At 58.4% G+C, this 24,344-nt stretch carries 24 protein-coding genes, 1 tRNA gene and 1 pseudogene; 16 read left to right on the top strand and 10 right to left on the bottom strand.

The features are described from left to right. The first annotated feature begins 42 nt into the window (after positions 1–42). Positions 43–1,041 (top strand): NAD(P)H-dependent glycerol-3-phosphate dehydrogenase, encoded by a 999-nt coding sequence (locus tag QP915_RS00290; RefSeq protein ID WP_284767391.1) that lies wholly within the window; start codon positions 43–45, stop codon positions 1,039–1,041. Positions 1,042–1,063: 22 nt separating this feature from the next. Then, a complete protein-coding gene (locus tag QP915_RS00285) occupies positions 1,064–2,125 on the top strand; it encodes a D-alanine--D-alanine ligase family protein (protein ID WP_284767390.1) in 1,062 nt (353 codons plus the stop codon). Between the two features lie 13 nt (positions 2,126–2,138). Here QP915_RS00285 and QP915_RS00280 read toward each other — a convergent pair whose 3' ends face one another. Further along, the gene (locus QP915_RS00280; protein ID WP_284767389.1) at positions 2,139–3,038 is read right to left on the bottom strand and encodes a DUF3515 domain-containing protein; all 900 of its coding nucleotides are present in this window, start codon (positions 3,036–3,038) and stop codon (positions 2,139–2,141) included. On the opposite strand from QP915_RS00280, the gene QP915_RS00275 reads away from it, so the two are divergent. The 8 genes from QP915_RS00275 to QP915_RS00240 are packed head-to-tail and all read left to right on the top strand — an operon-like array spanning position 2,986 to position 10,207. Continuing rightward, positions 2,986–4,023, top strand: coding sequence for a thiamine-phosphate kinase (locus QP915_RS00275; protein WP_239279358.1), 1,038 nt, complete (start codon positions 2,986–2,988; stop codon positions 4,021–4,023). The two genes, QP915_RS00280 and QP915_RS00275, sit on opposite strands and share 53 nt — an antisense overlap. 2 nt (positions 4,024–4,025) lie before the next feature. After that, positions 4,026–4,664, top strand: coding sequence for a uracil-DNA glycosylase (locus QP915_RS00270; protein ID WP_239279357.1), 639 nt, complete (start codon positions 4,026–4,028; stop codon positions 4,662–4,664). A gap of 10 nt (positions 4,665–4,674) precedes the next feature. Then, positions 4,675–6,018, top strand: coding sequence for a DAK2 domain-containing protein (locus tag QP915_RS00265; protein WP_284767385.1), 1,344 nt, complete (start codon positions 4,675–4,677; stop codon positions 6,016–6,018). 2 nt (positions 6,019–6,020) lie between these two features. Continuing rightward, complete coding sequence (locus QP915_RS00260; RefSeq protein ID WP_284767383.1) at positions 6,021–8,153, top strand: ATP-dependent DNA helicase RecG; 2,133 nt, start codon at positions 6,021–6,023, stop codon at positions 8,151–8,153. 19 nt (positions 8,154–8,172) lie between these two features. After that, positions 8,173–8,385 carry a biotin/lipoyl-containing protein gene (locus QP915_RS00255; protein WP_005327804.1) on the top strand — a complete coding sequence of 71 codons (213 nt, stop codon included), beginning with the start codon at positions 8,173–8,175 and terminating at the stop codon, positions 8,383–8,385. Further along, positions 8,386–8,967: a 16S rRNA (guanine(966)-N(2))-methyltransferase RsmD gene (gene rsmD, locus QP915_RS00250; RefSeq protein WP_284767381.1), complete on the top strand. Its 582-nt coding sequence runs from the start codon at positions 8,386–8,388 to the stop codon at positions 8,965–8,967. A gap of 26 nt (positions 8,968–8,993) precedes the next feature. After that, positions 8,994–9,467, top strand: a complete 474-nt coding sequence (coaD, locus tag QP915_RS00245) for a pantetheine-phosphate adenylyltransferase (RefSeq protein WP_204609255.1) — start codon at positions 8,994–8,996, stop codon at positions 9,465–9,467. Next, the gene (locus tag QP915_RS00240; RefSeq protein WP_239279352.1) at positions 9,464–10,207 is read left to right on the top strand and encodes a sulfite exporter TauE/SafE family protein; all 744 of its coding nucleotides are present in this window, start codon (positions 9,464–9,466) and stop codon (positions 10,205–10,207) included. The genes coaD and QP915_RS00240 overlap by 4 nt, the downstream gene beginning before the upstream one ends. Before the next feature lie 84 nt (positions 10,208–10,291). On the opposite strand, the gene QP915_RS00235 is transcribed toward QP915_RS00240, so the two are convergent. From QP915_RS00235 to QP915_RS00220, 4 genes are read right to left on the bottom strand one after another with little or no spacing between them, the layout of a single operon-like run. After that, on the bottom strand, positions 10,292–11,056 hold the full coding sequence (locus QP915_RS00235; protein ID WP_284767378.1) for an amino acid ABC transporter ATP-binding protein: 765 nt from the start codon (positions 11,054–11,056) through the stop codon (positions 10,292–10,294). After that, positions 11,056–12,009 carry an amino acid ABC transporter permease gene (locus tag QP915_RS00230; protein ID WP_284767377.1) on the bottom strand — a complete coding sequence of 318 codons (954 nt, stop codon included), beginning with the start codon at positions 12,007–12,009 and terminating at the stop codon, positions 11,056–11,058. Before QP915_RS00230 ends, QP915_RS00235 begins: the two co-directional genes overlap by 1 nt. Further along, on the bottom strand, positions 12,002–12,889 hold the full coding sequence (locus QP915_RS00225; protein ID WP_284767376.1) for an ABC transporter substrate-binding protein: 888 nt from the start codon (positions 12,887–12,889) through the stop codon (positions 12,002–12,004). Before QP915_RS00225 ends, QP915_RS00230 begins: the two co-directional genes overlap by 8 nt. Further along, the gene (locus QP915_RS00220; RefSeq protein ID WP_284767374.1) at positions 12,889–13,725 is read right to left on the bottom strand and encodes a DUF368 domain-containing protein; all 837 of its coding nucleotides are present in this window, start codon (positions 13,723–13,725) and stop codon (positions 12,889–12,891) included. The genes QP915_RS00225 and QP915_RS00220 overlap by 1 nt, the downstream gene beginning before the upstream one ends. Positions 13,726–14,150: 425 nt before the next feature. Between QP915_RS00220 and QP915_RS00215 the strand changes: the two genes are divergently transcribed. Then, the gene (locus QP915_RS00215; RefSeq protein ID WP_284767373.1) at positions 14,151–16,334 is read left to right on the top strand and encodes a LamG-like jellyroll fold domain-containing protein; all 2,184 of its coding nucleotides are present in this window, start codon (positions 14,151–14,153) and stop codon (positions 16,332–16,334) included. Between the two features lie 278 nt (positions 16,335–16,612). On the opposite strand, the pseudogene QP915_RS00210 reads toward QP915_RS00215, so the two are convergent. Beyond that, positions 16,613–17,324 (bottom strand): annotated as a pseudogene (locus QP915_RS00210) (IS6 family transposase). On the opposite strand from QP915_RS00210, the gene QP915_RS00205 reads away from it, so the two are divergent. Continuing rightward, on the top strand, positions 17,301–17,615 hold the full coding sequence (locus QP915_RS00205) for a DUF2262 domain-containing protein (protein ID WP_284767371.1): 315 nt from the start codon (positions 17,301–17,303) through the stop codon (positions 17,613–17,615). The pseudogene QP915_RS00210 and the gene QP915_RS00205 sit on opposite strands and share 24 nt — an antisense overlap. A 98-nt stretch (positions 17,616–17,713) precedes the next feature. On the opposite strand, the gene QP915_RS00200 is transcribed toward QP915_RS00205, so the two are convergent. Both QP915_RS00200 and QP915_RS00195 read right to left on the bottom strand, forming a co-directional pair. Then, positions 17,714–18,073 (bottom strand): GtrA family protein, encoded by a 360-nt coding sequence (locus QP915_RS00200; RefSeq protein ID WP_284767369.1) that lies wholly within the window; start codon positions 18,071–18,073, stop codon positions 17,714–17,716. Positions 18,074–18,219: 146 nt separating this feature from the next. After that, positions 18,220–18,843, bottom strand: coding sequence for a DJ-1/PfpI family protein (locus tag QP915_RS00195; protein ID WP_284767367.1), 624 nt, complete (start codon positions 18,841–18,843; stop codon positions 18,220–18,222). On the opposite strand from QP915_RS00195, the gene QP915_RS11700 reads away from it, so the two are divergent. After that, on the top strand, positions 18,817–19,416 hold the full coding sequence (locus tag QP915_RS11700; RefSeq protein WP_350309416.1) for a tyrosine-type recombinase/integrase: 600 nt from the start codon (positions 18,817–18,819) through the stop codon (positions 19,414–19,416). The genes QP915_RS00195 and QP915_RS11700 overlap by 27 nt on opposite strands. A gap of 238 nt (positions 19,417–19,654) precedes the next feature. On the opposite strand, the gene QP915_RS00190 is transcribed toward QP915_RS11700, so the two are convergent. After that, positions 19,655–19,728: transfer RNA gene (locus QP915_RS00190), tRNA-Leu, on the bottom strand. Between the two features lie 149 nt (positions 19,729–19,877). On the opposite strand from QP915_RS00190, the gene polA reads away from it, so the two are divergent. From polA to QP915_RS00175, 3 genes are all read left to right on the top strand, one after another. Then, complete coding sequence (polA, locus tag QP915_RS00185; protein ID WP_284767366.1) at positions 19,878–22,526, top strand: DNA polymerase I; 2,649 nt, start codon at positions 19,878–19,880, stop codon at positions 22,524–22,526. A gap of 61 nt (positions 22,527–22,587) precedes the next feature. Further along, positions 22,588–23,469, top strand: a complete 882-nt coding sequence (locus tag QP915_RS00180) for a DNA glycosylase AlkZ-like family protein (RefSeq protein WP_284767365.1) — start codon at positions 22,588–22,590, stop codon at positions 23,467–23,469. 75 nt (positions 23,470–23,544) lie between these two features. Further along, the gene (locus QP915_RS00175) at positions 23,545–23,901 is read left to right on the top strand and encodes a hypothetical protein (protein WP_284767364.1); all 357 of its coding nucleotides are present in this window, start codon (positions 23,545–23,547) and stop codon (positions 23,899–23,901) included. Here the strand turns inward: QP915_RS00175 and QP915_RS00170 are convergent. Further along, positions 23,865–24,335, bottom strand: a complete 471-nt coding sequence (locus QP915_RS00170) for an RDD family protein (protein WP_284767362.1) — start codon at positions 24,333–24,335, stop codon at positions 23,865–23,867. The two genes, QP915_RS00175 and QP915_RS00170, sit on opposite strands and share 37 nt — an antisense overlap. Positions 24,336–24,344: the final 9 nt, after the last annotated feature.

Genomic DNA, 24,344 nt, shown 5'->3' with positions numbered 1-24,344 from the left:
TTAAGGTTGGGGTTATAGATTTGCACGTTTGGAGGAGACACCATGGTTAATGTTGCCGTGATGGGTGCTGGTTCTTGGGGCACTACTTTGGCCAAGGTCTTTGCGGACGCCGGAAATGACGTTCGCCTGTGGGCGCGCCGCGCGGAATTGGCGCAGGCCATCAACGAGACCCACACCAATCCGGACTATTTGCCGGATACCCGGCTGCCGGCCGCGGTGCGGGCCACCCCCAATGATGTCGAAGCGCTGGCGCTTGCCGACGTCGTCGTGTTCGGCGTTCCCTCCCAAACCTTGCGCGCCAACGTGGAAAAGTGGGCGCCGCACCTGCCAGAGGACGCGACCCTGGTGTCCATCTCGAAAGGCGTAGAGACCGCCACGCTCAAGCGCATGAGCGAGGTCATCATGGATGCGGCGGGCGTGCCAGCAGACCGGGTGGCGGTACTGTCTGGCCCGAACCTGGCCAAGGAGATTGCTGCCGGCCAAGTGGCCGCAACGGTGATTGCCTGCTCCGATGAAGACCGCGCTCAGCGCGTGCAAGCAGCGGTCGCCGCGCCGTACCTGCGGCCCTATACCAATACCGACGTCATCGGCGCAGAAATCGGTGGCGCCTGTAAAAATGTCATCGCCTTAGCCTGTGGTATCGCCTCCGGCAAAGGGCTGGGCAATAACACCATGGCCACCATCATCACCCGCGGTTTGGCGGAAATTACTCGCCTGGGCGTGGAGTTGGGGGCGGATCCATTTACTTTCTCCGGCCTCGCAGGCATAGGCGACTTGGTGGCAACATGCACCTCGACACTCTCGCGCAACCGCACCTTTGGCTACCGCTTGGGTCAAGGCGGCACGATTGAAGAGGCCAAGGCTGCGACCAATGGCCAGGTCGCGGAGGGCGTCTACTCCTGTGACTCCATCTATCGCCTCGCCCAGCAGGCCGGAGTTGAGATGCCTATCACGCACGCGGTTTATGGCGTGTGCTACGAGGGTATGGCGGTGGAAGATATGATCATCGCTTTGATGGGTCGGTCCAAGAAGTCAGAGTAGGTCGAGGGTAAAATCTGCGGGCATGACTGAAAAGACCCGCGTGGCCGTTATCTATGGCGGCCGTAGCACCGAGCACTCCGTATCCTGCGTATCCGCAGGCGCGATCATGAACCACCTCGACCCAGAGAAATTCGAGGTGGTGCCCATCGGCATCACCCGCGAGGGCACGTGGACACCCGGCACCACTGAGGGCTTAGAAATTGTCGATGGTGTCATGCCGGAGGTCAGCCCAGGTGTGGAACTGACCCTTTCTCTTGATCCCAATGCCAGGGGCCAGTTCCACAACGTCACCGACGGCACGCTCTTCGCAGAGGTCGACGTGGTATTTCCCATTCTGCATGGCCCCTTTGGTGAGGACGGCACGGTCCAAGGACTCTTTGAGCTTTCCGGCTTGCCCTATGTAGGCCCAGGGGTATTGGCTTCCTCGGTGGGTATGGACAAGGAATTCACCAAGAAGGTGCTGGCGGCCGCAGACCTGCCAGTAGCACCCGAGGTTATCCTCAAAGGCCGCACCGAGCTAAGCGAGGACGAAAAGCAGCGACTAGGCCTGCCCGTCTTTGTAAAACCCGCACGCGGTGGATCCTCCATCGGCGTATCCAAGGTCACTACTTGGGAGGAGTTTCCCGCAGCCGTTGACCTTGCCCTGGAAGATGACGAAAAGATCCTGGTGGAGCCGGAAATCGTAGGCAAAGAGGTAGAAATCGGCGTACTTCACTATGCCGATGGCACCTTGCTGGCCTCCGTCCCAGCGCTGCTCGCCGGTATCGATGATTCCGATGAGGGCTTTTATGGCTTCGACACCAAGTACCTCGACAATGTGGTCACCGCCGAAATCCCTGCACCTTTCGCACCTGAGCTAACCGAGAAATTACGAGGCATGGCAATCCGCGCCTTCGAGGCCCTCAACTGTGAGGGTCTGTCCCGAGTCGACTTCTTCGTCACCGAGGACTCCGTGTACATCAACGAGATCAATACCCTGCCGGGCTTTACCCCGATCTCCATGTACCCGCAGGTGCTCGCGGCTTCCGGGGTGGAATACCCGGCGCTACTCGAGGCGCTTATCGAGCAGGCCCTAGCCAAGTAGGCCCGAGCGCTGCCTACTTTTCGGTCGTGTGCTCTGCGAGCACATCGCCGATTTCCACGAGTGCCGCTTGTGCGGCATCTTGTGGGGCGTGTAGCGCAAGGTAGTCTTCGCGGCCGAGGGCAAACCACGTGCCTGCGGTCGTGCCATGGGCCAAGGTGGTGTCCTCGAACCACGGAATATCGTTAACCTGCTGGAGCTTGACTCCGGCGCGATAGTTCTCCGGCTTGGCTACGCCGCATCGCGCAACGATGTCTTCGCGGCCATCGGCGCTCCACACATAGGTATTCTCTTCTTCTACCTCGCGGCGGCTGTATCCCTCAGCCACCGAATCGGGCAGGGCCTTGTCCACCTCGGCGCACATCTGGTCATCGCCCGCCTTGAGCGCCTTGAGTGGCGCCTCGTGCGCGGTGGCTGGCTTTTTCTCGAGGGACGAAAGGGCGTCGTTCAGCTCGCCCGGCTCTGCATCAGTGGAGGCGGTCACCGCGACAATAGGGAAGCGCTGCGGCGCATACCAAGTGGTGAGGTTGGAGCCAGGGGTGGCATCGCGCACCTGGAACCACTGTTCGCCCTCTACGTCCTGGGTCTGGGAGTACTCGGTGTACTGGAAAGGCATATCCACGCCACAGCGCACGGTGACCTTATCGTCTGAAGTAGCGGCCCAAGCTGCGACACCGGAAGGCACGGGTTCGGCAATATCGGCGCGTGGCTTATCCATGACCTGATCTGGAAGGGCGTCGATAAAGCTGCGGCAGGCTTGCGAGTCTGCCTCCTTAGACTCCACGGGGGAGACCGCCACGGGTGCTTTGGCGACGTTATTGAATACGTATTTTGCGCCGAAGAGGACCGCCAGAACCATCACTATGGACAACCCAAGTGAAATGAAGATCGCGGTGCGGTTAAATTGGGATGTCATAAGGGCTCATAGTATCGAAAGGAAGCTGGTGAACTTAACTCAGACTCTCGCAGATGTGGGAGAACGCGCCGCTATCCGGGAAATTACCTCCGTGGCCTCCAGTGGGCTCAATGGAGACGATGCCGCGGTTCTGCCCAGTGCGCCGCCGAATTCCCGCACCGTAGCGGCCACCGATTTGATGGTGGAGGGACGTCATTTCCTGCGCGAGTGGTCTACCCCGCGCGAGATTGGCAAGAAGGCCATCTTGCGCAATTTTGCCGATGTGGAAGCTATGGGTGCCCGACCGGTTGCCGCTCTCCTCGCAATCGCCGCGCCAGGCGATACCCCGGTGCCCTTCGTGCGCGGCATTGCCGAGGGAATCGCGGAGCATAGCTCTTTCTATAACGCCGAGTTGGTAGGCGGCGACCTTACGAAGTCCGATCTCTTGGTCATCAATATCACGGCCGTAGGCTTCCTCGGCGGCAGCCTTCCTGCCTTGACCTTGGACGGGGCGCGGGCAGGCCAGCAGGTAGTAGCGCACGGCAAGATCGGCCATTCGGCCGCCGGCTTGGCCTTGTTGGAGCGCTTTGGCCGGAACCTGCCTGCAGGGCATGAGCACCTGCAGCCGCTTATCGACGCCCACTGTGCCCCCTGGCTCAACCCCGGCCGCGGCGTCATTGCCCGTGCCGCGGGGGTGACCGCAATGACCGATAACTCAGACGGTCTGATTCAAGACTGCACGACGATGGCCGAGCACTCCTGTGTGCACATGGACTTGGATCCGCAGGCCTTGCAACCGGAAGAATTGCTGTGCCAGGCCGCGGATCTACTCGGCTGCGATCCCTGGGAATGGGTACTCAGCGGCGGCGAAGACCACACTCTCATCGGCACGACCGCAAAGGAAGCACCCTCGGGATTCCGAAAGATTGGCACCGTAACCCGCGGCTGCGGGGTTACGCTGGGAGGCACTACACCGAGCTATCAGAAAGGCTGGCTGAGTTTTTAACCATGCATCCCACTTACCACCCTTCCTGGGAACCGGTGTTGGCGCCGGTAGTAGAAAGCCAATGGCCACAGATTTCTCACGCTCTTGAGGGACAGGACTATTTGCCCCCGGCGGAGGACGTCTGCCGTGCGTTGCAGATGCCGCTGGACGAGGTCCGAGTGCTCATCGTGGGCCAAGACCCTTATCCCACCCCAGGACACGCCATGGGCATGGCCTTTTCCACCCGCCCGGGTGTGAAACCACCGCGTTCCTTGGTCAATATTTACCGCGAGCTGCACGATGATCTGGGCATCAACGGCAGGGAGGATGGTGACCTGAGCGCCTGGGCGGACCAGGGAGTGCTGCTGCTTAACAGAGTGCTTACCGTAGCCCCAGGCCAAGCTGGTTCGCACCGCCGCATCGGCTGGGAAGAGATCACCGAGGCTGCCATTCGCGCGCTCAACCGCAGCCCCATGGTAGCGATTCTCTGGGGCCGGGATGCGCAAGCGTGTGAGCGCTTTCTTCCCGACGTCCCCTGTATCAAGTCCCCGCACCCCTCACCGCTTTCTGCCAGCCGCGGCTTCTTTGGGTCTCAGCCCTTTTCCCGGGCAAACGCCCTTTTGCGGGACCAAGGCGCACAGGAAATAGACTGGCGCTTGTAAACTATTGCGCATGTCCTACCCCAGCACGCTGGATTCCCACGGAATGCGCAATTGGGCTACCCGCGCCGTGGGCGAATTAGCCCATCGCCGCGATGAGATCAACGCGCTCAATGTCTTTCCCGTACCGGATTCCGATACGGGCTCGAATATGGCGCACACTATGGAGGCAGCGGTAGCGGAGCTCGACAATGGCGGCGATGTCGCTGACTCCCTTGCGATCGGGGCGGTGCGTGGTGCCCGCGGGAACTCGGGTATGGTGCTGTCCCAGGTTCTGCGCGGCATTGCCGAGTCAACTGTGGACTCAGTTATCGACGGTGCTGTCTTTGCCCGCTCCTTGCAGCAGGCCGTGGAGCTGGTCGACCGCGCCATTGCCGAGCCGGTGGAAGGCACAGTTATTACGGTCTTGAAGGCAGCAGCCGAGGCTGCCGACGACGCTGCAGCGCAATCAGGCGCAACCTTGCACAGTATTGTCAGCGCCGCAATCGTTGCCGCGGAAACGGCCCTCGAGCGCACTCCTTCGCAATTGCCAGCCCTGCGCGAGGCAGGAGTGGTGGATGCTGGCGGCGCTGGTCTCGTTATCCTTTTAGAGTCCTTTCTCGCAGAAATTGAAGGCTCGACCGGGCACACAGGCCTGCCCGAAACGGAGCCGGAAACTGAACTGGAAGTGGTCTTTTTCTTCGAGGGAGATTTAGACACGCTGCAGGTAGCAATTGAACCGTTGGGAGACAGCCTCGTTATCGCTCGGGCCACCGAGGACAGCGCTAATGTACATATCCACTCCTGGCGGGCAGGCAAGGTCATAGAAACCGCCTTTGCGACAGGAAAGGTAACCAACCTCCACCTCGAGGTGTTGCCTCCTCACGCCGAACCTGTCTCCGAAGAGCCGACCTCTCGTAGAGTGTTTGCCGCCGCACCAGCCGGGCCCATCACTGACCTTCTTGCATCGGCGGGGGTTAGCGTTGTGTCTCCGGATGATTCCATTGCAGCGGCAGACGAGGACATCGTCCTTGCCACCGGCTTGAGCTCGGAGACCGGCGCTGGGAGAGTAGTGCCCGCGCAATCGCTAGCTGCGGCTCTGGCAGCGATTTCCGTCTATGAGCCGGATAACCCAGATACCGGTGCCGTCGTTGCTGCCATGCGTGATGCTGCCAAGTCCATGCGAGTGGCTTACCCAAGCGAGGAAACCCCGCAGTCAATCATTGCCACCTGCCGCCATCTCTTAGCAGAAGGCGGTGAGCAGGTCACAGTCTTAAGCGCCCTTGATCTAGACCAGGAGGACCTAGCTCAACAGCTTCGCGTGGACGTTATGGCACTGAAAGTACCGGATATCGCAACCGAAATCGGAGTGGAATAGCAATGCTCGGCTGGCAGGACAACCGCCCTTTGACAGAGGTGCTTGCGGCGAAGGACGCCGCGAAGATTACCAAAGCACTGGGGTATGAAACCTGCGGCGAGCTCTTAGCTCACTATCCGCGAGACTATATCCGCCACAACAAGGACGTCGGACTAGGAGACGCTGTGGAGGGCGATATCGTCACGGTTACCGGAACCATTACCGGATTCACCCGCCATGACTCGGGCAAGACCACCATCATCAATGTGCAGCTCGATGGCAGCATCATTGCGACGTTTTTCAATGCCAATTACGTGATGCGAATGTTGCACCGCGGACAGCGTGTCATGATGAGCGGCAAGCTTAAGTTCTTTCGCAACCAGCCGCAGTTGCAGCAGCCGGACTTTGTAGAGATCGATGCTTTCGGCCGCCTCGATGGCGAACTGGATGATTACTGCCAGCCTGCAGCCGAATCTGGCAAGAAGCACCGCCCAAAGGCCACCGGCTCGCTGCGGAACCTGTCGCAGTTCGGCAGGCTCGACCAGCTACTCTTGGAACGTGAATGGATACCGGTGTACCCAGCCACGTCTAAGGTGACCTCGTGGTACATCATGGGCGCCATACACTACGTCTTGTCTAAGACCCCGCCGATTGCGGAACCGCTGGATTACCAGATGATTATCAGCCTGGATAAAGCAGTGCGGGAAATCCATGAGCCGGGGGAGGCAGGCCCGTACCGTGCGATTCAGAGGCTGAAGTACAACGAGGCTCTGTCTATTGGTCTGGTGATGGCATTGCGCCAGCGAGATGCCGAAGCCCGGACCGCTTCTACCATGCCGGCCACCCTAGGCGGCTACCGCGAGGAACTGCTGAGCCATCTGCCCTTTGAACTGACCGAAGGGCAGCGCCGCGTCATTAGCGAGATTGAAGACGATCTGGCTCGTCCGCTGCCTATGATGCGCTTGTTGCAAGGCGAGGTTGGCTCGGGCAAAACCATGGTGGCTACCTGCGCTATGCTGCAGGCTGTCGACGCAGGAACGCAGGCCGCACTGTTGGCGCCTACGGAAGTACTCGCCTCCCAACACGCTGCCTCCATTGGGACCTCGGTTCCCGAAGGCGTCAAGGTCGTACTCCTGACCGGCTCCATGCGTACGGCGGACAAGCGGCAGGCTTTATTGGATATTGTCTCCGGTGACGCGGACATCATCATTGGAACCCATGCGATTATCCAAGACACCGTGGAGTTCTTTAACCTGGGATTGGTCGTCGTAGATGAGCAACACCGGTTCGGTGTAGAGCAGCGCGATAGCCTGCGGTTAAAGGCACGTGAAGGCCTCAGCCCCCACGTGCTAGTAATGACGGCGACGCCTATTCCGCGCACCATTGCGATGACCGTCTTTGGCGACCTCGCCGTATCAACGCTGACTGAGCTGCCCGGTGGCCGAAAACCTATTCAGTCAGCAGTGGTGGCCGAGTGGCGGCCGACTTGGGTGCTGCGCGCACTCGAGCGGATACGCGAGGAGGTTGCCCACGGCCATCAGGCTTATATCGTTTGCCCGCGCATTGAAGGCAAAGGCGGAGTGCTAGAGCTTGCACAGCAGCTAGAAAACGGTCCTTTCAAGGGACTGCGGGTAGCCATCTTGCATGGAAAGATGCCCAATAAAGACGAGGTAATGACGTCATTTGCTAGGGGAGAGATCGACATTTTGGTCTCTACCACGGTCATTGAGGTGGGCGTGGACGTTCCCAATGCCACGGTGATGCTCATTCGCGAGTCCGAGCATTTCGGCGTTTCCCAGTTGCACCAGTTGCGTGGGCGTGTGGGACGAGGTGGCAATGCCTCCGTCTGCCTTTTGCACACGACGGCAGCCGATAACACTCCGTCCTTCCGTCGTATCACTCAGATCGCCCAAACGTCCTCGGGTTTTGAACTGGCCGAGCTTGATTTGCGCCAGCGCCAGGAGGGAGACATTTTGGGCACCATGCAGTCCGGAACGCACCGCACATTGCGGCTACTGAACTTGGCGGATGACCAAGACATTGTGGAGCGCACCCACACGGATGCGCGTGCCATGGTGATGCGCAATCCCGAGTTGGCTGACGAACTCACGCGCAATTTGAGCGAAAGCGAACAGGAATACTTGGAGAAGAACTAAGACGGGTTAACCTAGAAGCATGAAAATTTACGCCCCCTTCGCGGGCATCGTCCGCTGCCATGTGAATGTGGGAGACACTGTTGATACCGGAGTCCCGCTTGCGACTGTCGAAGCCACGAAGCTCGAGGCTCCCGTAGAAAGCCCGGGACCAGGAAAGGTCCACCGTATTGTGGTCTCTGACTTTAGTGATGTGGTGGGCGGAGACCTTTTGATGGAGATTGGAGAAGCATAAATGACGCGCATTATTGCCGGCGAAGCCCGCGGCCGCACCATTAAAGTGCCCGCAGAAGGAACTCGGCCTACCGCAGATCGCGCCCGCGAAGGGCTGTTTTCATCCCTCACTGCACGGTGGGGCTTTGCTGGATCTTCGGTGCTCGACCTTTTTGCCGGCTCTGGTGCCCTAGGCCTAGAGGCGGCGAGCCGAGGGGCAGAGGAAGCAGTACTGGTGGAATCTTCGGCCGATGCGGTAAAGATCATCCGGCACAATATGGGCGTCGTCAAGCATCCCGGCGTGCGTGTGCAAGAGATGAAGGTAGGCACTTACCTCGCTAGTGCCCCGCGCAAGCACTTCGATCTGGTCCTGGCGGACCCGCCGTACGCATTCGACGAGGTGGATGCACTCATTGCTGCCATCGAACCAGTGCTTACCGACCGCGCAATGGTAGTAATTGAGCGCCACGTTGATTCCGCGGATACTGTGTGGCCTGCTGGTTTTGAGCCCACCGGCCAAAAGCTTAAGAAGCGCACCTTTGGCATCGCACGCATGGATATGGCGGTTTATACCCGTCCCGGCAGCGAAGACGCCGAAGACTAAACCCCTGAAAAGAAAGCGAAAGTAGCATGACTAAGGCCGTCTGCCCTGGATCCTTCGACCCCGTCACCTTAGGTCACGTCGATATCATCAATCGCGCTAACCAGATGTTCGATGAGGTCACTGTGTTGGTTACCGGTAATCCCGACAAGCCCTCTGGGCTTTTTAGCGTGGAGGAGCGTATGGAACTTATCCGCCAGAGCGTGGATTCTTCCATCAAGGTGGATTATTGTTCCGGGCTGTTGGTGGATTACACCACGGAGCATGGGGCAGACGTCCTAGTGAAGGGACTGCGTAGCTCTCTGGATTATGAATATGAGCTGCCCATGGCGCAGATGAACCGGCGTCTTTCCGGTATCGATACTGTCTTCCTACTCACGGACGAGAAGTACGGCTATATCAGCTCCTCGCTGTGTAAGCAGGTAGCCAAGTTTGGCGGCGACGTGACGGGTATGTTCCCCGAGCCTGTAGGTCGTGCCGTAAAGGAGAAATACCGTCAGTGAGCCTCGCGCTGATTATTTTCCTCGTCGTTGTCGTTGGTTCGACTCTGCAACGGGTATCCGGAATGGGGCTCGGCCTCATCGGCGGCCCCATCCTCATGCTCATTATGGGGCCGGTCGAAGGCATCCTGGTGATCAACGTTCTGGCCTGCATAAATGCGATTCTGACCACCTATTCTGTGCGTGAAAATGTGAGCTGGAAAAAGTTCGGCCTGATCGCCCCAGTTATGGTGATTGGCTCCTTGGCCGCGGCGTTGCTCATTAGGCGCATGGACACGGCAGGGCTCATGATCGTGGTGGGCGCTGCGCTTCTGGCTGCATTAGCCGTAGTGACATTTGGAAAGAAGTTTGTCCCGCCGATGGAGGGCAAAGGCCCTGCCATCTCCGCGGGTATTCTCGGCGGCTTTACCAATACTTTGGCGGGCGTGGCCGGCCCGGTTATTACCGTCTACGCCCAGGCGGCAAAGTGGCCCCAACATGTCTACGCAGCTACGCTGCAGCCGATTTTTGTCGTAGGCGGATTCTTTTCCGTGATGACCAAGACGCTAACTGGTGCGGCCCACTTTGATGGTCTGCCTTGGGTGATGTGGCCCGCCGGAGTCTTAGGTATGTTCGTCGGCATTTGGGCCGGCACCCGCATTGCTCGGCGTGTTCCACGAGAAAAGGCCCGCGTGCTCTCACTAAGCGTTGCCGGGTTGGGCGCGGCCAGCGCACTGATTCGGGGCATTTTGACGCTTTCGTAGGCGAGTGAGCCACGGCAAAGCCCGCCGGTCCTCTTCGCGGAAGAGGGCGGCGGGCTGAAGGTACTCTGCGGAGTGCTGCGGGAATTAGAGCAGCGAAGCCAAAAAGTCCTTGGTGCGTGGCTGTTGCGGGTTATCCAGCACCTTAGCAGGGCTGCCGGACTCAATGACCACGCCGCCGTCCATGAAGAAGACCTTGTCGGCTACCTCGCGCGCAAAACCCATCTCGTGGGTGACTACGAGCATGGTCATGCCTTCGGCCGCGAGGTCCTTCATAACGCGCAGCACTTCGCCGACGAGCTCGGGGTCGAGGGCGGACGTAGGTTCGTCGAAAAGCATGAGCTTAGGGTCCATGGCCACCGCACGAGCGATGGCAACGCGCTGTTGCTGGCCGCCAGAGAGCTGCACCGGGTAGTTATTGGCCTTGGACGCCAAGCCAACGTCTTCCAGCAGCTCCATAGCGCGGGCGCGGGCGGTTTCTTCCGGAATCTTTTTCACCTGCACCGGTGCCTCGATGATGTTTTCAATCACCGTGCGGTGGGGGAAGAGGTTGAAAGACTGAAAGACCATGCCGATATCGGAGCGCTGCTCTGCGGCTTCCTTTTCGCTGATCTCATAAAGGGTGCCGTTCTTTTCGCGGTAGCCAATCAGCTCGCCGTCGACGTAGAGTCGGCCCGCAGTTGCCTTATCAAGGTGGTTGACGCAGCGCAGGAAGGTGGACTTGCCGGAGCCCGAGGGGCCCAACAGGCAGGCCACTTCGCCGGGCTGGACCTCAAGGTCAATGCCTTTGAGGACCTCGAGTTGTCCGAAGGACTTATGGACGTTCTGGGCGGAAATCATGGGAGTAGCCATTAGTTTTTAGCCTCCGAAATCACGGATACGTTGCGGGGGATAGTGCCTTCAGCGTCTGCCAGCGCAGCAAGTTGGCGGCCAGTAAGTTCGCGGGTCGCACCGCGCTCAAAGCGGCGCTCCAGGAAGTACTGACCCACCATCAGCAGGGACGTAACTACGAGGTACCAGGAAGCTGCGACCAGCAGCAGCGGGATGGGCTGGAAGAGGGCGGCGGAAATATCCGTGGTGCGACCGAAGATTTCCTCGGTATAAGGAATGGCCACCACGAGGGAAGAGGTCTTGAGCAAAGAAATGAACTCATTGCCTGTGGGCGGAATGATAATGCGCATGGCCTGCGGAAGGACGGTGCGGCGCATGGTCATCCACCAGGACATGCCCAGTGCCTTGGAGGCTTCCTTCTGGCCCTCGGGAACGGAGGTGATACCGGAGCGCACGATCTCGGCCATATAGGCAGCTTCATTAAGGCCCAGTCCCATCACCGCAAGGAAGAAGGCGTTGGTGAGGATCGTCTGCAAAGACACCTCGGTAAAGCCCAAGTTGATGGATTGGTAGATGGCGGAGAGCAGTCCCCAGAACACCAGCTGCACATAGATCGGTGTTCCGCGGAAGACCCAGAGGAATATCCAGGAGACGCTGCGCAGCACCGGGTTGGGGGACATGCGCATAACCGCAAGGATGGCACCACCGACAACGCCGATGATCATGGACAAAATGGTGATGGCGATGGTGTGCAAGGAGGCAAGCGCGATGCGCTCATCAAAGAGGTACTGGAAGTAAGTGTCCCAGCCAAATGCCTCGTTGCGGGCGGAAGCAATGATAAACCACACGCCGAGCACGATAAGCAGGCCGGCGAAGACCCAGCGCCACGGGTGGCGTAGAGGTCGCGCCTCGATCTTGGCGGGCTTTTCCTTAGGCTCTGCCGTAGCTGGCGTCGCCGCATTTTCATTAACCATTGATCGGCCTTTCATTAATCATTGCCTGGTCTATTAAGCCATCCTCGATGCCCCAACGGGACAAAATTTCTGCATACTCACCGGTTTCGATGAGGTGTTGCAGTGCCGCAGCCGAGGCCTTGCCCAAATCGGAATCCTTGGGTACGGCAAAGCCATAGGGCGATGCTTGGAACATATCGCCTACCTGCCGCATTTTTCCTTCGGAGCGATTGACCGCCCACGCCGTTACTGGGGAGTCTGCAGACAGGGCATCTGCGCGCCCCATAAGTACTGCCAGCGCGGCGTTGTCACCGGTGTCATAAGACAAGACTGTGAGATCGCCGTTGCACGCATCCTTCTTAGGGCGCACATCGTCGGTTTCAGATACCGTGGTGCGCTGCACCGCAACGGTCAAGCCGCAAGGATTATCTGGGTCAACCTTCTTAGGTCCATCTACTCGCTCGGCCCACTGGATGCCAGCGTAGAGGTGATCTACAAAGTCGAATTCATTGCGGCGCTCGGGGTTATCCGTGAACCCGGATGCGCCCATATCAATCTGGCCCGATTGCACGGCGGGCAGGATCATGGAGAAGTCCTGTTCCACGGGCTGGAAATCGAGGCCCAAGACGCCGGCAACGGCGCGAGCAAGATCGAGTTCGACGCCTTGGAGTGCGCCGTGGGAATCCTTAAGCTGAAATGGGGCATAGGGTGGGTTAGTTCCGGCAGTGAGGACGCCATCGTTGTCGTTATACATGGCGGCAATTTCCGGCACCATTGCGGAATGGGGTTCTTCCCAGCCGTCCGGTGTGGAATCTTCCTCGTTGGTGACGCAGGCGCCCAGGCTCAGCGTGGGGACGAGGACCGCGGCGATAGTTGCGCGGCGAGAAAACGAGCGCGGCATTATTTTTGCGCCGTCCTTTCATCTATAGCGCGGGCCTTCCTCATGTCTACGAAGATGAACGCGGAGACGATAAGCGCACCGAGGATGAACATGCCGATGATGATGCCGCTAGAGGCATCTTGGTCAGCTCCCCACGGCCACAGTGCGCGCAGAGAACCGAGCATGAAACCTGCCATGGCCATCAGCGTGGGGGCGCGGTGATGATCCAACAGGAAGTTCAATACCTTGATAAACGCCGCAAGACCACACAAGGCACCTAAGGCGAAGACGGCGATAGTGCCCAGGTCCCGATCCGAAACGGCGCCAATGATGGGCTGGTAGAGGCCCATGGTCAGCAGGATGAGCGAACCGGAGATGCCAGGCAGGATAAGTGCGCATACCGCGATGGCGGCGGCGAAGAAGACCACAATAAGGCTGGGGTTCTCGTGCGGTTCGGAGGTGAAGCCGGTGATAAAGAAGATGGCAATCGTGGCAACGACGAACGCGATGATGGACGAGGGGTGTAGCCGTTCCTGCTTGGAGAGCATGGATAGCGGTACAAAAATGGACACGGCCACCATGCCCAAAAAGAGCGCCCCGGACGCCGATACGTGATTATCTACGAAGTTAGATAGCACGGTGGACATTCCGAAGACGGCGATGAACATGCCGATTGCTACGGAGATGAGGAAGCTCCATTCCACCTTTTTGAAGCGGCCGGAGATGAGATCGTTGGCGTTGTGGACTGCGCGTTCATAAATGCCCACGATGAGCGCCACGGTGCCACCGGAGATGCCCGGTACAAGCTCGGCCATGCCGATGAGGGCGCCGCGGATTGCGTTCAAAATGTATTGCATAAATTAAAAATCTACCTGGGAGGGGACTGGTGCGGAGGGCGACTGGCCTAGCAAGGCGACAGAAAAGTGCCGAAGCGTGAGGCTAGGCGAACCGCCGTGAAGCGTAATGCATATCTTTCATTAGAGGGCGGTGGGCTACCTACCGCGGGAGGGGAGGATCTTCTCCCTAACCGTAGAGGTAAAACCGTATTCATGAATATTCTGTCAGTTTAATGCACCCCAATGCAACTATGCAGTTTGGGGCAGGTTATACGGAATCTCACACGGGAAGATGTCTTTTTCAGAGGCAACCATAAGTTTCCCATTATTCAGTCTTCTGTTTACGCGGGAGTCAACTAACTGAAAGGTTCGCACCCTAGAATCCCTCGCGTATTCCCGCCATTTCCCCTGTGCAAGCATTCCTTTCCAGTCTTAAAGGACTCTCTATGAAAAATCGATTTGTCCTGCCAGCGCTAACTGCAACCGCGGTGGTGGGCAACCTCATCGTTGTACCGGCAGCAGGCGCTGCGGAGGTTGGGGCCGAGGGGGCGTCGCCCAGCGAGGGTTCTCGCTTTAGCATCGGCGTCCTACCGGATACCCAGTTCTATTCGCGCTATTCCACCCCGGAGACGGGCAACTTGGCCCAAGCTCGCTACGGAAGCGAACCCTACTTGTCCCAAACTCAATGGTTGGTAGACCACCAAGACGAGCTGAACATGGACTTCGTCACCCACCTGGGTGACGTTGTAGACCAGTGGAACGTGGAGGGCGAATGGCAGGTAGCCGATAAGGCCATGCAGGTCCTCGACGACTCGGATCTGAACTACTCGATTCTGCCCGGCAATCACGACATGGACGTGGAGGGTGCGTCGGCTCACCCGTATGACAAGTGGTTTAGCGCCGATCGTGCCAAGGCCGCTAATCCGGAGACTTTCCAAGAACGTTACACTGCGGTCAATAATGACTCCGAGGCCCACATCTTTGAAGCCGAGGGTCAGAAGTACCTCAACCTTGCGCTGGGCTGGCGCGCCGATGAAAAAGCCATTGAGTGGGCGCAAGGCATCATTGATCAGCACCCAGACCTTCCGGTCATTGTGACCACCCATGAGGCCCTCAATATCGATGGCGAGGGTAACGTCTTCTATTCCGATGACTATGGCAAGGGCCTGTGGGATAAGTTCATCAAGCGCAACGACCAGATCTTCCTGGTGATGGGCGGCCACCACCACGGTGCGGGCTACCGCGTGGATAAGAACGATGCCGGTCACGATGTCGTTTCCATCTTGCAGGACTATCAAATGGCTTACCAGGGCGGAAATGGTCTGCTGGGAGTGCTCGAGTTCGACCTTTCCGGCAAGCAGCTGGAGATGACCGCGCTCTCGCCGTGGGTAGCGCAGAAGCCGCACGAGGAACTGACGCAGTTCGACAAGCTCACCCTAGATGACAAGGGCGATAGCTACGCCATCCCGTTCGACTTTGAGCAGCGCTTTTCCTCCTTTTCCCCGGATTTCACCGTGGGTGAGGGCCACCAGCCGGACCTGGCACAGCGTGCGCGCGACATCGCCGCGGAAGGCTATAGGCCCTATACCATCGCGGAGGATGAGCTGCCCAAGGGCGCGGATGACTTTGCCAAGAACGACCACACGGTATTCCACTGGCGCCCGGGCCAGGCCCAAGACAAGGACGGGCATGCGCTTGCCGACGGCGCCCCTGCCGGCCGTGGCACCACCATCCCCGACGTTTCCAGCGATTCCGGCAGCGACCTGCATCGCTCTGGCGCGATGCTAGGTGATCGGGTGACCTATAGCTCCGATCACCACCCGCTGTCTTCTGATTCTGGCTCACTCTTCTGGTCCGACCCAGCGGGCAAGGTCGGCAACGCCGAGTTCCGCACCGACAAGGGCGCGCCGGCCAATAGCGTGGATACTACCAAGGGGTACACCTTCGAGTCCTTCGTCAAGATTCCGAAGGACTTCAATGGTGCCCAGCATGGTTGGGGAAGCGCGCTCAGCCGCGACTCTGCCATTAATAAGCTGGTGGACGGCTCTGATGACACGGACCCCACCGTCATGTTTGGTATCTCCAATCTCCGCGAGCTGCGCTGGTGGGCGGAGCCGAAGCAGGGAAGCGGTTCTACCGTATGGTCCCACGAGGTACCCAAGGACGAGTGGATGCACATCGCCGTGGTCAATGATCCGGAGCGCGATAGCGTGGAGATGTTCATCAACGGTGCGCCTATCTTGCGCAACGCGGTAGGTGCCGAAGGTCTTCTCCCGCGTGACCTGCAGTGGGTTATGGGCGGTGGTTTTGATAACCAGCGCCCGCAGGACCCGTGGTACGGCTGGATCGGCGAGACCCGCCTGACCCAGGGTGTTCTGGGCAAGGAGGAATGGCTTACCGCCCGTGCACACGATGACGGCGAACCGGCCGATACTACGCAGCCGTCCGCAGGTAGCTCCGCTTCGAGCAGCGACGCGAGCTCGAAGCCCGCCATCTTGGGAGCAATCCTCGGCATCGCAGGCGTGGCCGGACTCATCGGTCTAGCGCTACCGCAGCTGAAGGCTTCCATCCCTCAGATCAACGCAGTGCTGCGCAAGTACCACCTGCCAACCCTGCCTGATCTGGGCTAAAGCAAAGACCTCGGTTTCCCTGACTTAGTGGAAACCGAGGTCTTTTCTCGTTGTGCCCCTGGTGAGACTCGAACTCACACGGCCTGTCGTAATTTAATAGTCTGACCAGGGGATAATTTACGATGACCCGGTTTGTGACAACGATTTGACAACTATGATGAGAGTGTCTGATGGTTTGTGTGTGGGTACCTAACCCGCATGGTGCTGTTGCAAACTTCAGGCGGAGAGCCGTGACGACCCAGTCTTCATCCTCTGATGCTCGCTGCGGGTCGGCGTTCTCAGGCAGCCTCGAACACCCGGTTGACGATCACCGCGTCCGGGTTCGGTTGCCCGTAGGCAAACATCGTGCCTTGCCCTTTCCGCAATGAGTGCATCGCCTCCATCCCTTTCAACGTCCGATATGCAGATGTCCGGTTCTTAAACGCGCCTTTCGGCCCGAGGATCCGCTTCAGCCGACCATGGTCGCCTTCCAGGATGTTGTTGAGGTATTTCACCTGCCGGTGTTCCACTGTTGGCGGGCAGATTCCCTCTGACTTCAACTCGGCGATTGCCCTGGCTAGGGAGGGTGCTTTATCGGTGTTGATCACTCTGGGATACCCGGCTGATGCATTGGATCTGAGGGCCTTGGCCAGGAAACGCTTCGCTGCGGCCACGTTCCGCTTCGGAGAGAGGTAAAAGTCCAGGGTCTGACCACCGGCGGTGATCGCCCGATAGAGGTAGCACCACCTGCCGCCGACCCGGATATAGGTCTTATCCACTCGCCAGGAAGTGGCCTGTCAGTCGGGTACCTGCCGGGACCGCCGTGTTTGCTTGTCCAGCTCAGGGGCGTATTTCTGGACCCAGCGGTAGATCGTGGTGTGATCGACTGGCACGCCCCGCTCGATCATCATTTCTTCCAGATCGCGGTAGCTGAGCCCGTAGCGGCAGTACCACCGCACTGCCCGCAGGATGATGTCACGAGGGGAAATGACGACCAGAGAAGATACCCATGGCTGTGATTATTTCGCGCAGGTCTTCCTGTCTCCCGAACTTTGCAACAACACCCTTCCGGCCGCGAACCGGTGGCGCCACGATGTGGCCGAGGCGGAAGGGAGGCCGACACCCGCCCCGAAACTCGGGGTGGAGGACGTCTACGCCAAACTGACTCCGACTGCGGTGAACATTCCCCACAGGGGAAACATTGGCGTCGAGTTCGACGACGGGTACATGTTCGGAGGGCACCCCGTGACGGTCAAGACGAAGAGGGATGGAACTCCCACCTCGAACGAGATGGACGTCTAACCCGACAGTCCTTCTCCCACCTTGCCCTGCCGGGCAGGATGAGGGGTGCTTGCCGGGTTATCGCTTACTCGGCAGGGGCTTGGCGGAGCGGAATGCGCTCACCGCGAGGTGTTTTCGCTGGTGAACAGCCACTTGCTCTGCAGGATGAAGTTGAGAGTGGTGGCTGTTGCCTGCGAAATCACCCACGAGAGGAAAACCGTGTGCTCGAAATCCGCCAGCGGGATACGGGCGAGCTTGTTGCCCAGCACCGCCTTGATCAAACACGCGGTGTAGACGATGAAGGCCCTCAGCTTCTCGGTGGTGGACCGGTTGCCGGAGAAAGTGACAACGCTATTGGCGTAGTAGGCGAACAGGCTGCCCAGGATGTAACTGTTTGCCCGGCTGATCAGGGCGTTTGCCTCGGAGGTTTCAAGGAAGTGCATGGTGCCGAAGTCGATGGCGGCACCGATGACTCCCACGATGCACAACAACACCACTGCCCGGGCGTTTTTCGTGCACCTGCCCGTAGTCCGTGGTCTATCTTGGGCGTCGTCGACTGTCTGGTTTGGGATGAGGTGTGTCTGCGGGGGTCGGGTAGGCCAGCTGGGGCTTTTTATAAGGTGAACTAGATGAGGCCATAAATATGGGCGAAGGGGTCGACAGTGCTGTCTGTTTGTGGCTGATATTCCGCTAGCGTGGTCGCTTCTTCAAAAGCTTCTGCGCCGAAGAGGTGCTGGATCAGCGAGGCAGTCATGTCCAAACCCGCCGCAACGCCCGAGGATGTCCATATTTTTCCATCCTCCACCCAGCGGGCTTGAGATAGCCATTCAACATCATCATCCAAGGAAGAAACCCAACCGAATGCCCTCTTGTTGCTCGTTGCTCGGCGCCCTTTAAGGAGACCCGCGGCTGCCAGTAGGGCTGAACCAGTACAGACCGATGCCACTATCTCGGCGCGCTGTCCCGTTTCCTTTAACCAGGACAGGAAAGTGGTGTCTTGAACTAGGGTTCGCGTCCCCGCACCCCCGGGGATCAGGAGAATATCCGGATTCTCGAGGTTTGTGTAAGGCAGATCTGTCAAGACACGTACGCCCTGGGTGCTCTGGACGGGCTCTTTTTCCTTTCCTAAAAAACTTATACGTATGTCCGGAACCTGACTCAAAAGCTCCACCGGCCCAAAGACGTCTAACACCTCGAATCCTTCAAAAAGGATGACGGAAACATGTCGCTCCCCAATCAGCTTTCCCATAGTCATAGCTTACGTGGTGAGGGTGTGTCAGGGTGGTATATCCCTAAATCACCGTGTCAGGGGATTGTGCTTCCCAAGAAAAACCCTCCCCGAAAAGTGTATTTGACTGTTGACCAGGTTAGACGCCTCGCTGACGAGTGTTCTCGGCATGGGGACGCGGTGCGGGTACTGGCGACCACAGGGCTGCGTTTCGGGGAGCTGGCTGGCCTTACCCCCGAGGATGTTAGTTTTTCCACCCGACGTCTTGTCGTACGGCGTTCTGCCATTACCGTGGGTGGGAAAATCGTCGTAGGCCCACCAAAAACACGCAAAACCAGAACAGTAGCGTTCTCTGACGTTGTGGCTGACGATCTTCGAGCACGTGTAGCAGCAGTAGGGCCAGGAGAATACCTATTCCACAGCCCCGGAGACCCAACTACCCCTATGCGTTTGCCCAGCTCAGGATCGTGGTTCACAGAAGCTGTGGCGCGTCTACAGTCCGAAGACCCCACATTCCCGCACATCACCCCACACGGACTCCGGCACACCGCGGCGTCTCTGCTTATCAGTGCGGGGCCACTGTTTTGGTGGTGAGCAGGCAGCTGGGGCACGAGGACGCAGCCATGACAATAAACACGTATGCGGATCTTTTTGACGACGACCTAGGGTCTGTGTCTGCGAAAATGGCGGATCTGTGGGCCTGATTCCGTGACAACATTTGACAACATTTTGTGAGCGTCCTGATCGTAATGATCGCAATGACTGCAGTTTCGTAACATGAAAAAACAACCCCCTACCAGGAAGTTCCCGGTCAGAGGGTTGTTACGAAAAGTGCCCCTGGTGAGACTCGAACTCACACTGGACGGGTTTTGAATCCGTTGCCTCTGCCAATTGGGCTACAGGGGCGCACAGTGTAAAGGCGGACTGCCTTTGACTGTGAAAATAGTAGCGCAGGCACTAGGCGAATTCCTAATTGGGTAGGGGCAGCGGGGGAATGCCCACGTCATTCACAAAATCTGCACCGGGGTGTTCGGATGTCGGCGTGCTTCTCTAGGATGGGGCAGGTGACTACTAATCAGCCTCGACTTCTGCTCATTGACGGCCACTCTATGGCCTTTCGCGCCTTCTATGCCCTGCCGGTGGATAATTTCTCCACCTCAGGAGGTCAGCACACCAATGCCGTGTATGGCTTCTTATCGATGCTCTCTAATATCGTGGCGGAAGAGGCCCCCGACGCCATTGCGGTGGCATTCGACGTGGGGCGCAAAACCTTCCGCACCGAGATGTTTCCGGACTATAAGGCCCAGCGCGAGGCTGCGCCGGAAGAATTCAAGGGTCAGGTAGACCTCATTCGCGAGGTGCTCGAGGTACTGGGAATTACCACCCTCTCTCGGGAGAACTTCGAGGCCGATGACATTCTGGCTACCCTTGCTACCGAGGCGCAGGACTATGAGACCCTCATCGTTACCGGTGACCGTGACTACCTGCAGTTGGTTAATGAGTCCACGACGGTGCTCTATCCCATGAAGGGCGTATCCACGCTCCACCGCTTTACCCCATCCGCGGTAGAAGAAAAGTACGGTCTCACCCCCGCGCAGTACCCAGACTTTGCCGCGCTGCGTGGCGATCCTTCCGATAATTTGCCGGGCATCCCAAAGGTGGGCGAGAAGACTGCCACCAAGTGGATAGTCAAGTATGGAGACTTGGCATCCTTGGTAGAGCACGCCGAGGAAATTAAGGGCGTGGTGGGCAATAACTTCCGCGAGCGCATCGAGCAGGTGCAGATGAACCGGAAACTCACCCAGATGATCACGGACATGGACTTAGAAGTCGGTCCTGCTGATTTGGCCTTTAAGGAAGCCAAGGTCGCCGACGTTGCCGCCAAGTTCGATGACCTAGAGTTCGGTACCAACCTGCGCGATCGCGTACTCGCCGCCATTCCCAATGATGGTGCTGAGGCAGCGCAGCAAGCCGAGGAAGTCCAAGAGCTAGAAACAGTCATCGACGATGAGCCATTGTCTCAGTGGCTGCCAGGCCGTAAGCACGTTGCGGTGTATGTCCAAGGCGAGGGAAACCCGGGGCAGGGTGATGCTTCGGCGATTGCTTTCGTGGACCAAGAACGCCACGGCCTGCAAGTGGAGCTGGGCGATCTTTCTGCCGAGGACGATAAGGCCCTGGCTCAGTGGTTGGAATCTGATGCGCCGAAGTATTTCCACGAGGCAAAGGCGGCCTTCCATATGCTCGCTGGCCGCGGTATTGAGCTTGCCGGCATCGCCCACGACACGGCCCTTGCTGCCTACCTGCTTCGCCCTGGTCAGCGCACTTACGCGCTTGCCGACGTCTACCAGCGCCACCTCCAAAAGACCCTCAACGCCGCCACGGAGCAGCTGTCCCTGCTGGATGATTCCTCTCTAGTGGACCAGGCCGCAGCAGTTATGGAGCTTGCAGAAAGGCTCACCGCGGAGCTGCAGGAGATTGACTCTTTCGAGCTGTATACCGACCTAGAACTGCCTCTCGTGACAATTCTGGCGCGCATGGAGGCTACCGGAATCGCCGTCGACGTTGACATTCTCGAAACGCAAAAGGATGCCTTTGTAGAGCAGGTTGCCGAACAAGAGCGCGCCGCCCGCGAGCTTGCAGGCGATGACAAGCTCAACCTTAACTCGCCGAAGCAGCTGCAAACCGTGCTCTTTGAGACATTTGAGCTGCCCAAGACTAAGAAGACGAAGACGGGCTATTCCACCGCGGCCAAGGAGATTGAACAGCTCGCGGCTAAGAACCCTCACCCTTTCCTCGATCATCTCTTGGCACACCGCGAGTACCAGAAGATGAAGACCACCTTGGAAGGTCTCATCAAAACCGTGCAGCCTGACGGCCGCATTCACACCACGTTTAACCAAACCGTGGCCTCTACCGGCCGCTTGTCATCCACCGAACCCAACCTGCAAAACATCCCCGTGCGCACCGAAGCAGGCCGCCAGATTCGTTCTGCCTTCATCGTGGGCGATGGCTTCGATGAACTCATGACTGCGGACTACTCCCAGATTGAGATGCGTGTCATGGCGCACCTCTCCGCTGACCCGGGCCTCATCGAGGCCTACAAGGAAGGCGAAGACCTGCACAACTATGTTGGCTCTCGAGTCTTTGACGTTCCCGTTGACCAAGTGACACCCGAGCTGCGCCGCCGAGTCAAGGCCATGTCCTATGGGTTGGTTTACGGTCTTTCCGCTTTCGGTCTATCCCAGCAATTGGGCATTCCGGCGGGCGAGGCAAAGTCCATTATGGAAAGCTACTTTGAGCGCTTTGGCGGCGTGAAGAAGTACCTCGATGAAGTCGTGGTCCAAGCCCGCAAGGATGGCTACACGGCAACGCTCTTTGGCCGTCGCCGCTACTTGCCAGAGCTCAACTCCGATAACCGCCTAGCACGCGAGAACGCGGAGCGCGCAGCACTTAATGCGCCGATTCAGGGCACTGCCGCTGACATCATTAAGGTGGCAATGATTCGTGTGGACCGCGCACTGCATGGGTTGAAGTCCCGTGTGCTGCTTCAGGTGCACGATGAATTGGTAGTTGAAGTCGCCTCCGGTGAGGCGGACAAAGTTCGAGAGATTCTCGAGCGCGAGATGGACTCAGCGATTGAGCTGAACGTGCCGCTGGAGGTCTCCGCCGGTGCCGGCAAGGATTGGGATGCCGCAGCCCACTAGCTCGGTTACTTTCTCTCGCCGGGAAAAGGCGCGCCTGAGGCTCGCCTCGCAAGGCCTAACCATGCGGCGGTGGGAGAGTGCTGAGGAGGCGGCCCGCGCTTTCGGCGTAATGCAAGGCCAGGACCTGCACTCGGTGCGCCGGTCACTGGCCTTGCGGGCGAAAGACCATTCGGATGCTGGAAACATTGTGCGTGGGTATCCCATGCGCAATACGCTTTTCGCGGCTTCTATCAAGGACATAGGCTGGATAACCGAACTCTGCGCCAAAGGGCGCAAGGGTGATGTTGAGCTGCGAGCAGAGGTAACAAAGCTCATTGACCGTCCGCTTTCGCGTGCCGAGCTCAAAGAACGGGCTGCAACAGCGTTGCCCGACGTACCCTTTTGGCATGTTGTGCGTGTAGCAATGGAAAGCGGTCACGCCGTTTATTCTGGAGCCGATCAGCTCATCACACCGGTGGATCTGCCGGGGATAGAGGAGACCTTCAACGGCGATAAAGTTGCGGCGACCGCGGAGCTGATGACTCGGTACTTCCGCACTCACGGTCCCGCAACGTTGCGGGACTTTGCCTGGTGGGCAAAGCTCCCACAAAAACTGATACGGCCCGCAGCCGAATGCCTCGCGCCGGACATCGTGCGCTGCGGCGAAGATTCCCGGGACCTTGTGTCGGCTGAGATAGTGGAAATGGCCGAAGCACGAAAGAAGCAATCAGTATTGCTGCTGGGAGCATTTGACGAGTACATCTTGGGTTATCAAGACCGTCTATTTGCGATGACAAACGAGGTCCATGAAGTACTGGTACCGGGAAATCGTGGAGTATTTCGCCGCGCCATCGTGGTGGATGGACAGGTTCGTGGGACGTGGAATAAGCAAGCCATTGAGGACTTGGGCATGCCCGGCTATGCAATACGGAAAGTTCAAAAGTTGTGGCGCGATGCGCACTAAGTTTTTAGGTAGCCTTTTCTGTGCGGAAAAAGTTATGAGTGTAAGTCGAAAAGCCAAGAAGGGAATTGCCGAGCAGTGACGTTAGAAGAGAAGACGAATAAGTGGATCCTCCGCGTCTTTGAAAGCCTTTGGGCCATTCAAGTAAACTTTCTAGCCATCGATATTGCTGGCCTCGGGCTTGAACGGTTTCTTGCAGAACATAAGGCCTATGCCATCGGGTACGGAATTGTTGCGGTGTCTTATGTTGTGGCCGCCATGACCATCGCCCGCGTGGCAGCCAACCCGAAGGTCAGAAGACTAACGGCCGCCGCGGTGATGGTGGTAGCTACGGCACTAGCATTCCTTTTCCCATCTTCCTGGATGTTCGCTGTCCTGGTAGTCCTTGCGCTCTTGTATTATTTGGTGCCGCGAAAAGAAGGCGTGTCCATCTGAGGTCGGCGCTCGACTAGGCAATTGGCCAGCATGTCAAAAGGGGTTTGGCCGAAGGCGAGGACACTCACGCTTAGGACGCCGAGTAGCAACGGCACGATAAACGGCACTCCCGTCAGCGTGAGCATAGAAAGTAACAGCCAGGAATTGCGGAGGCAGGCTGCGCGCCATCCGGGGTGGGTAGCGAGGATCTCCAGCTTGAGTGACCATTTTCCCAGCGAGGTTGTCTTCGTGGCCTCGGCCCATACGCGGTAGGCGTAGAAGACTAGGGCGAGGACCACAGCGTTGTAAATCTCGAGGGTGTGGCCGGTTAAGGGGGCGTCGGCAAGTGCATTGATTGCCCAGCGCGCCACAACGATCACGGCCGCTGCCAGGAAAGCGTCGATCCACCATGCGAGGCCACGGCGCAAAAGTAGGCCAAGTCGATCCAGAAACATGCCCATAGG

This window comes from Corynebacterium sp. MSK158 (assembly GCF_030229085.1).
GTDB lineage: Bacteria > Actinomycetota > Actinomycetes > Mycobacteriales > Mycobacteriaceae > Corynebacterium.
This window is presented reverse-complemented; position numbering and strand designations above follow the sequence as displayed.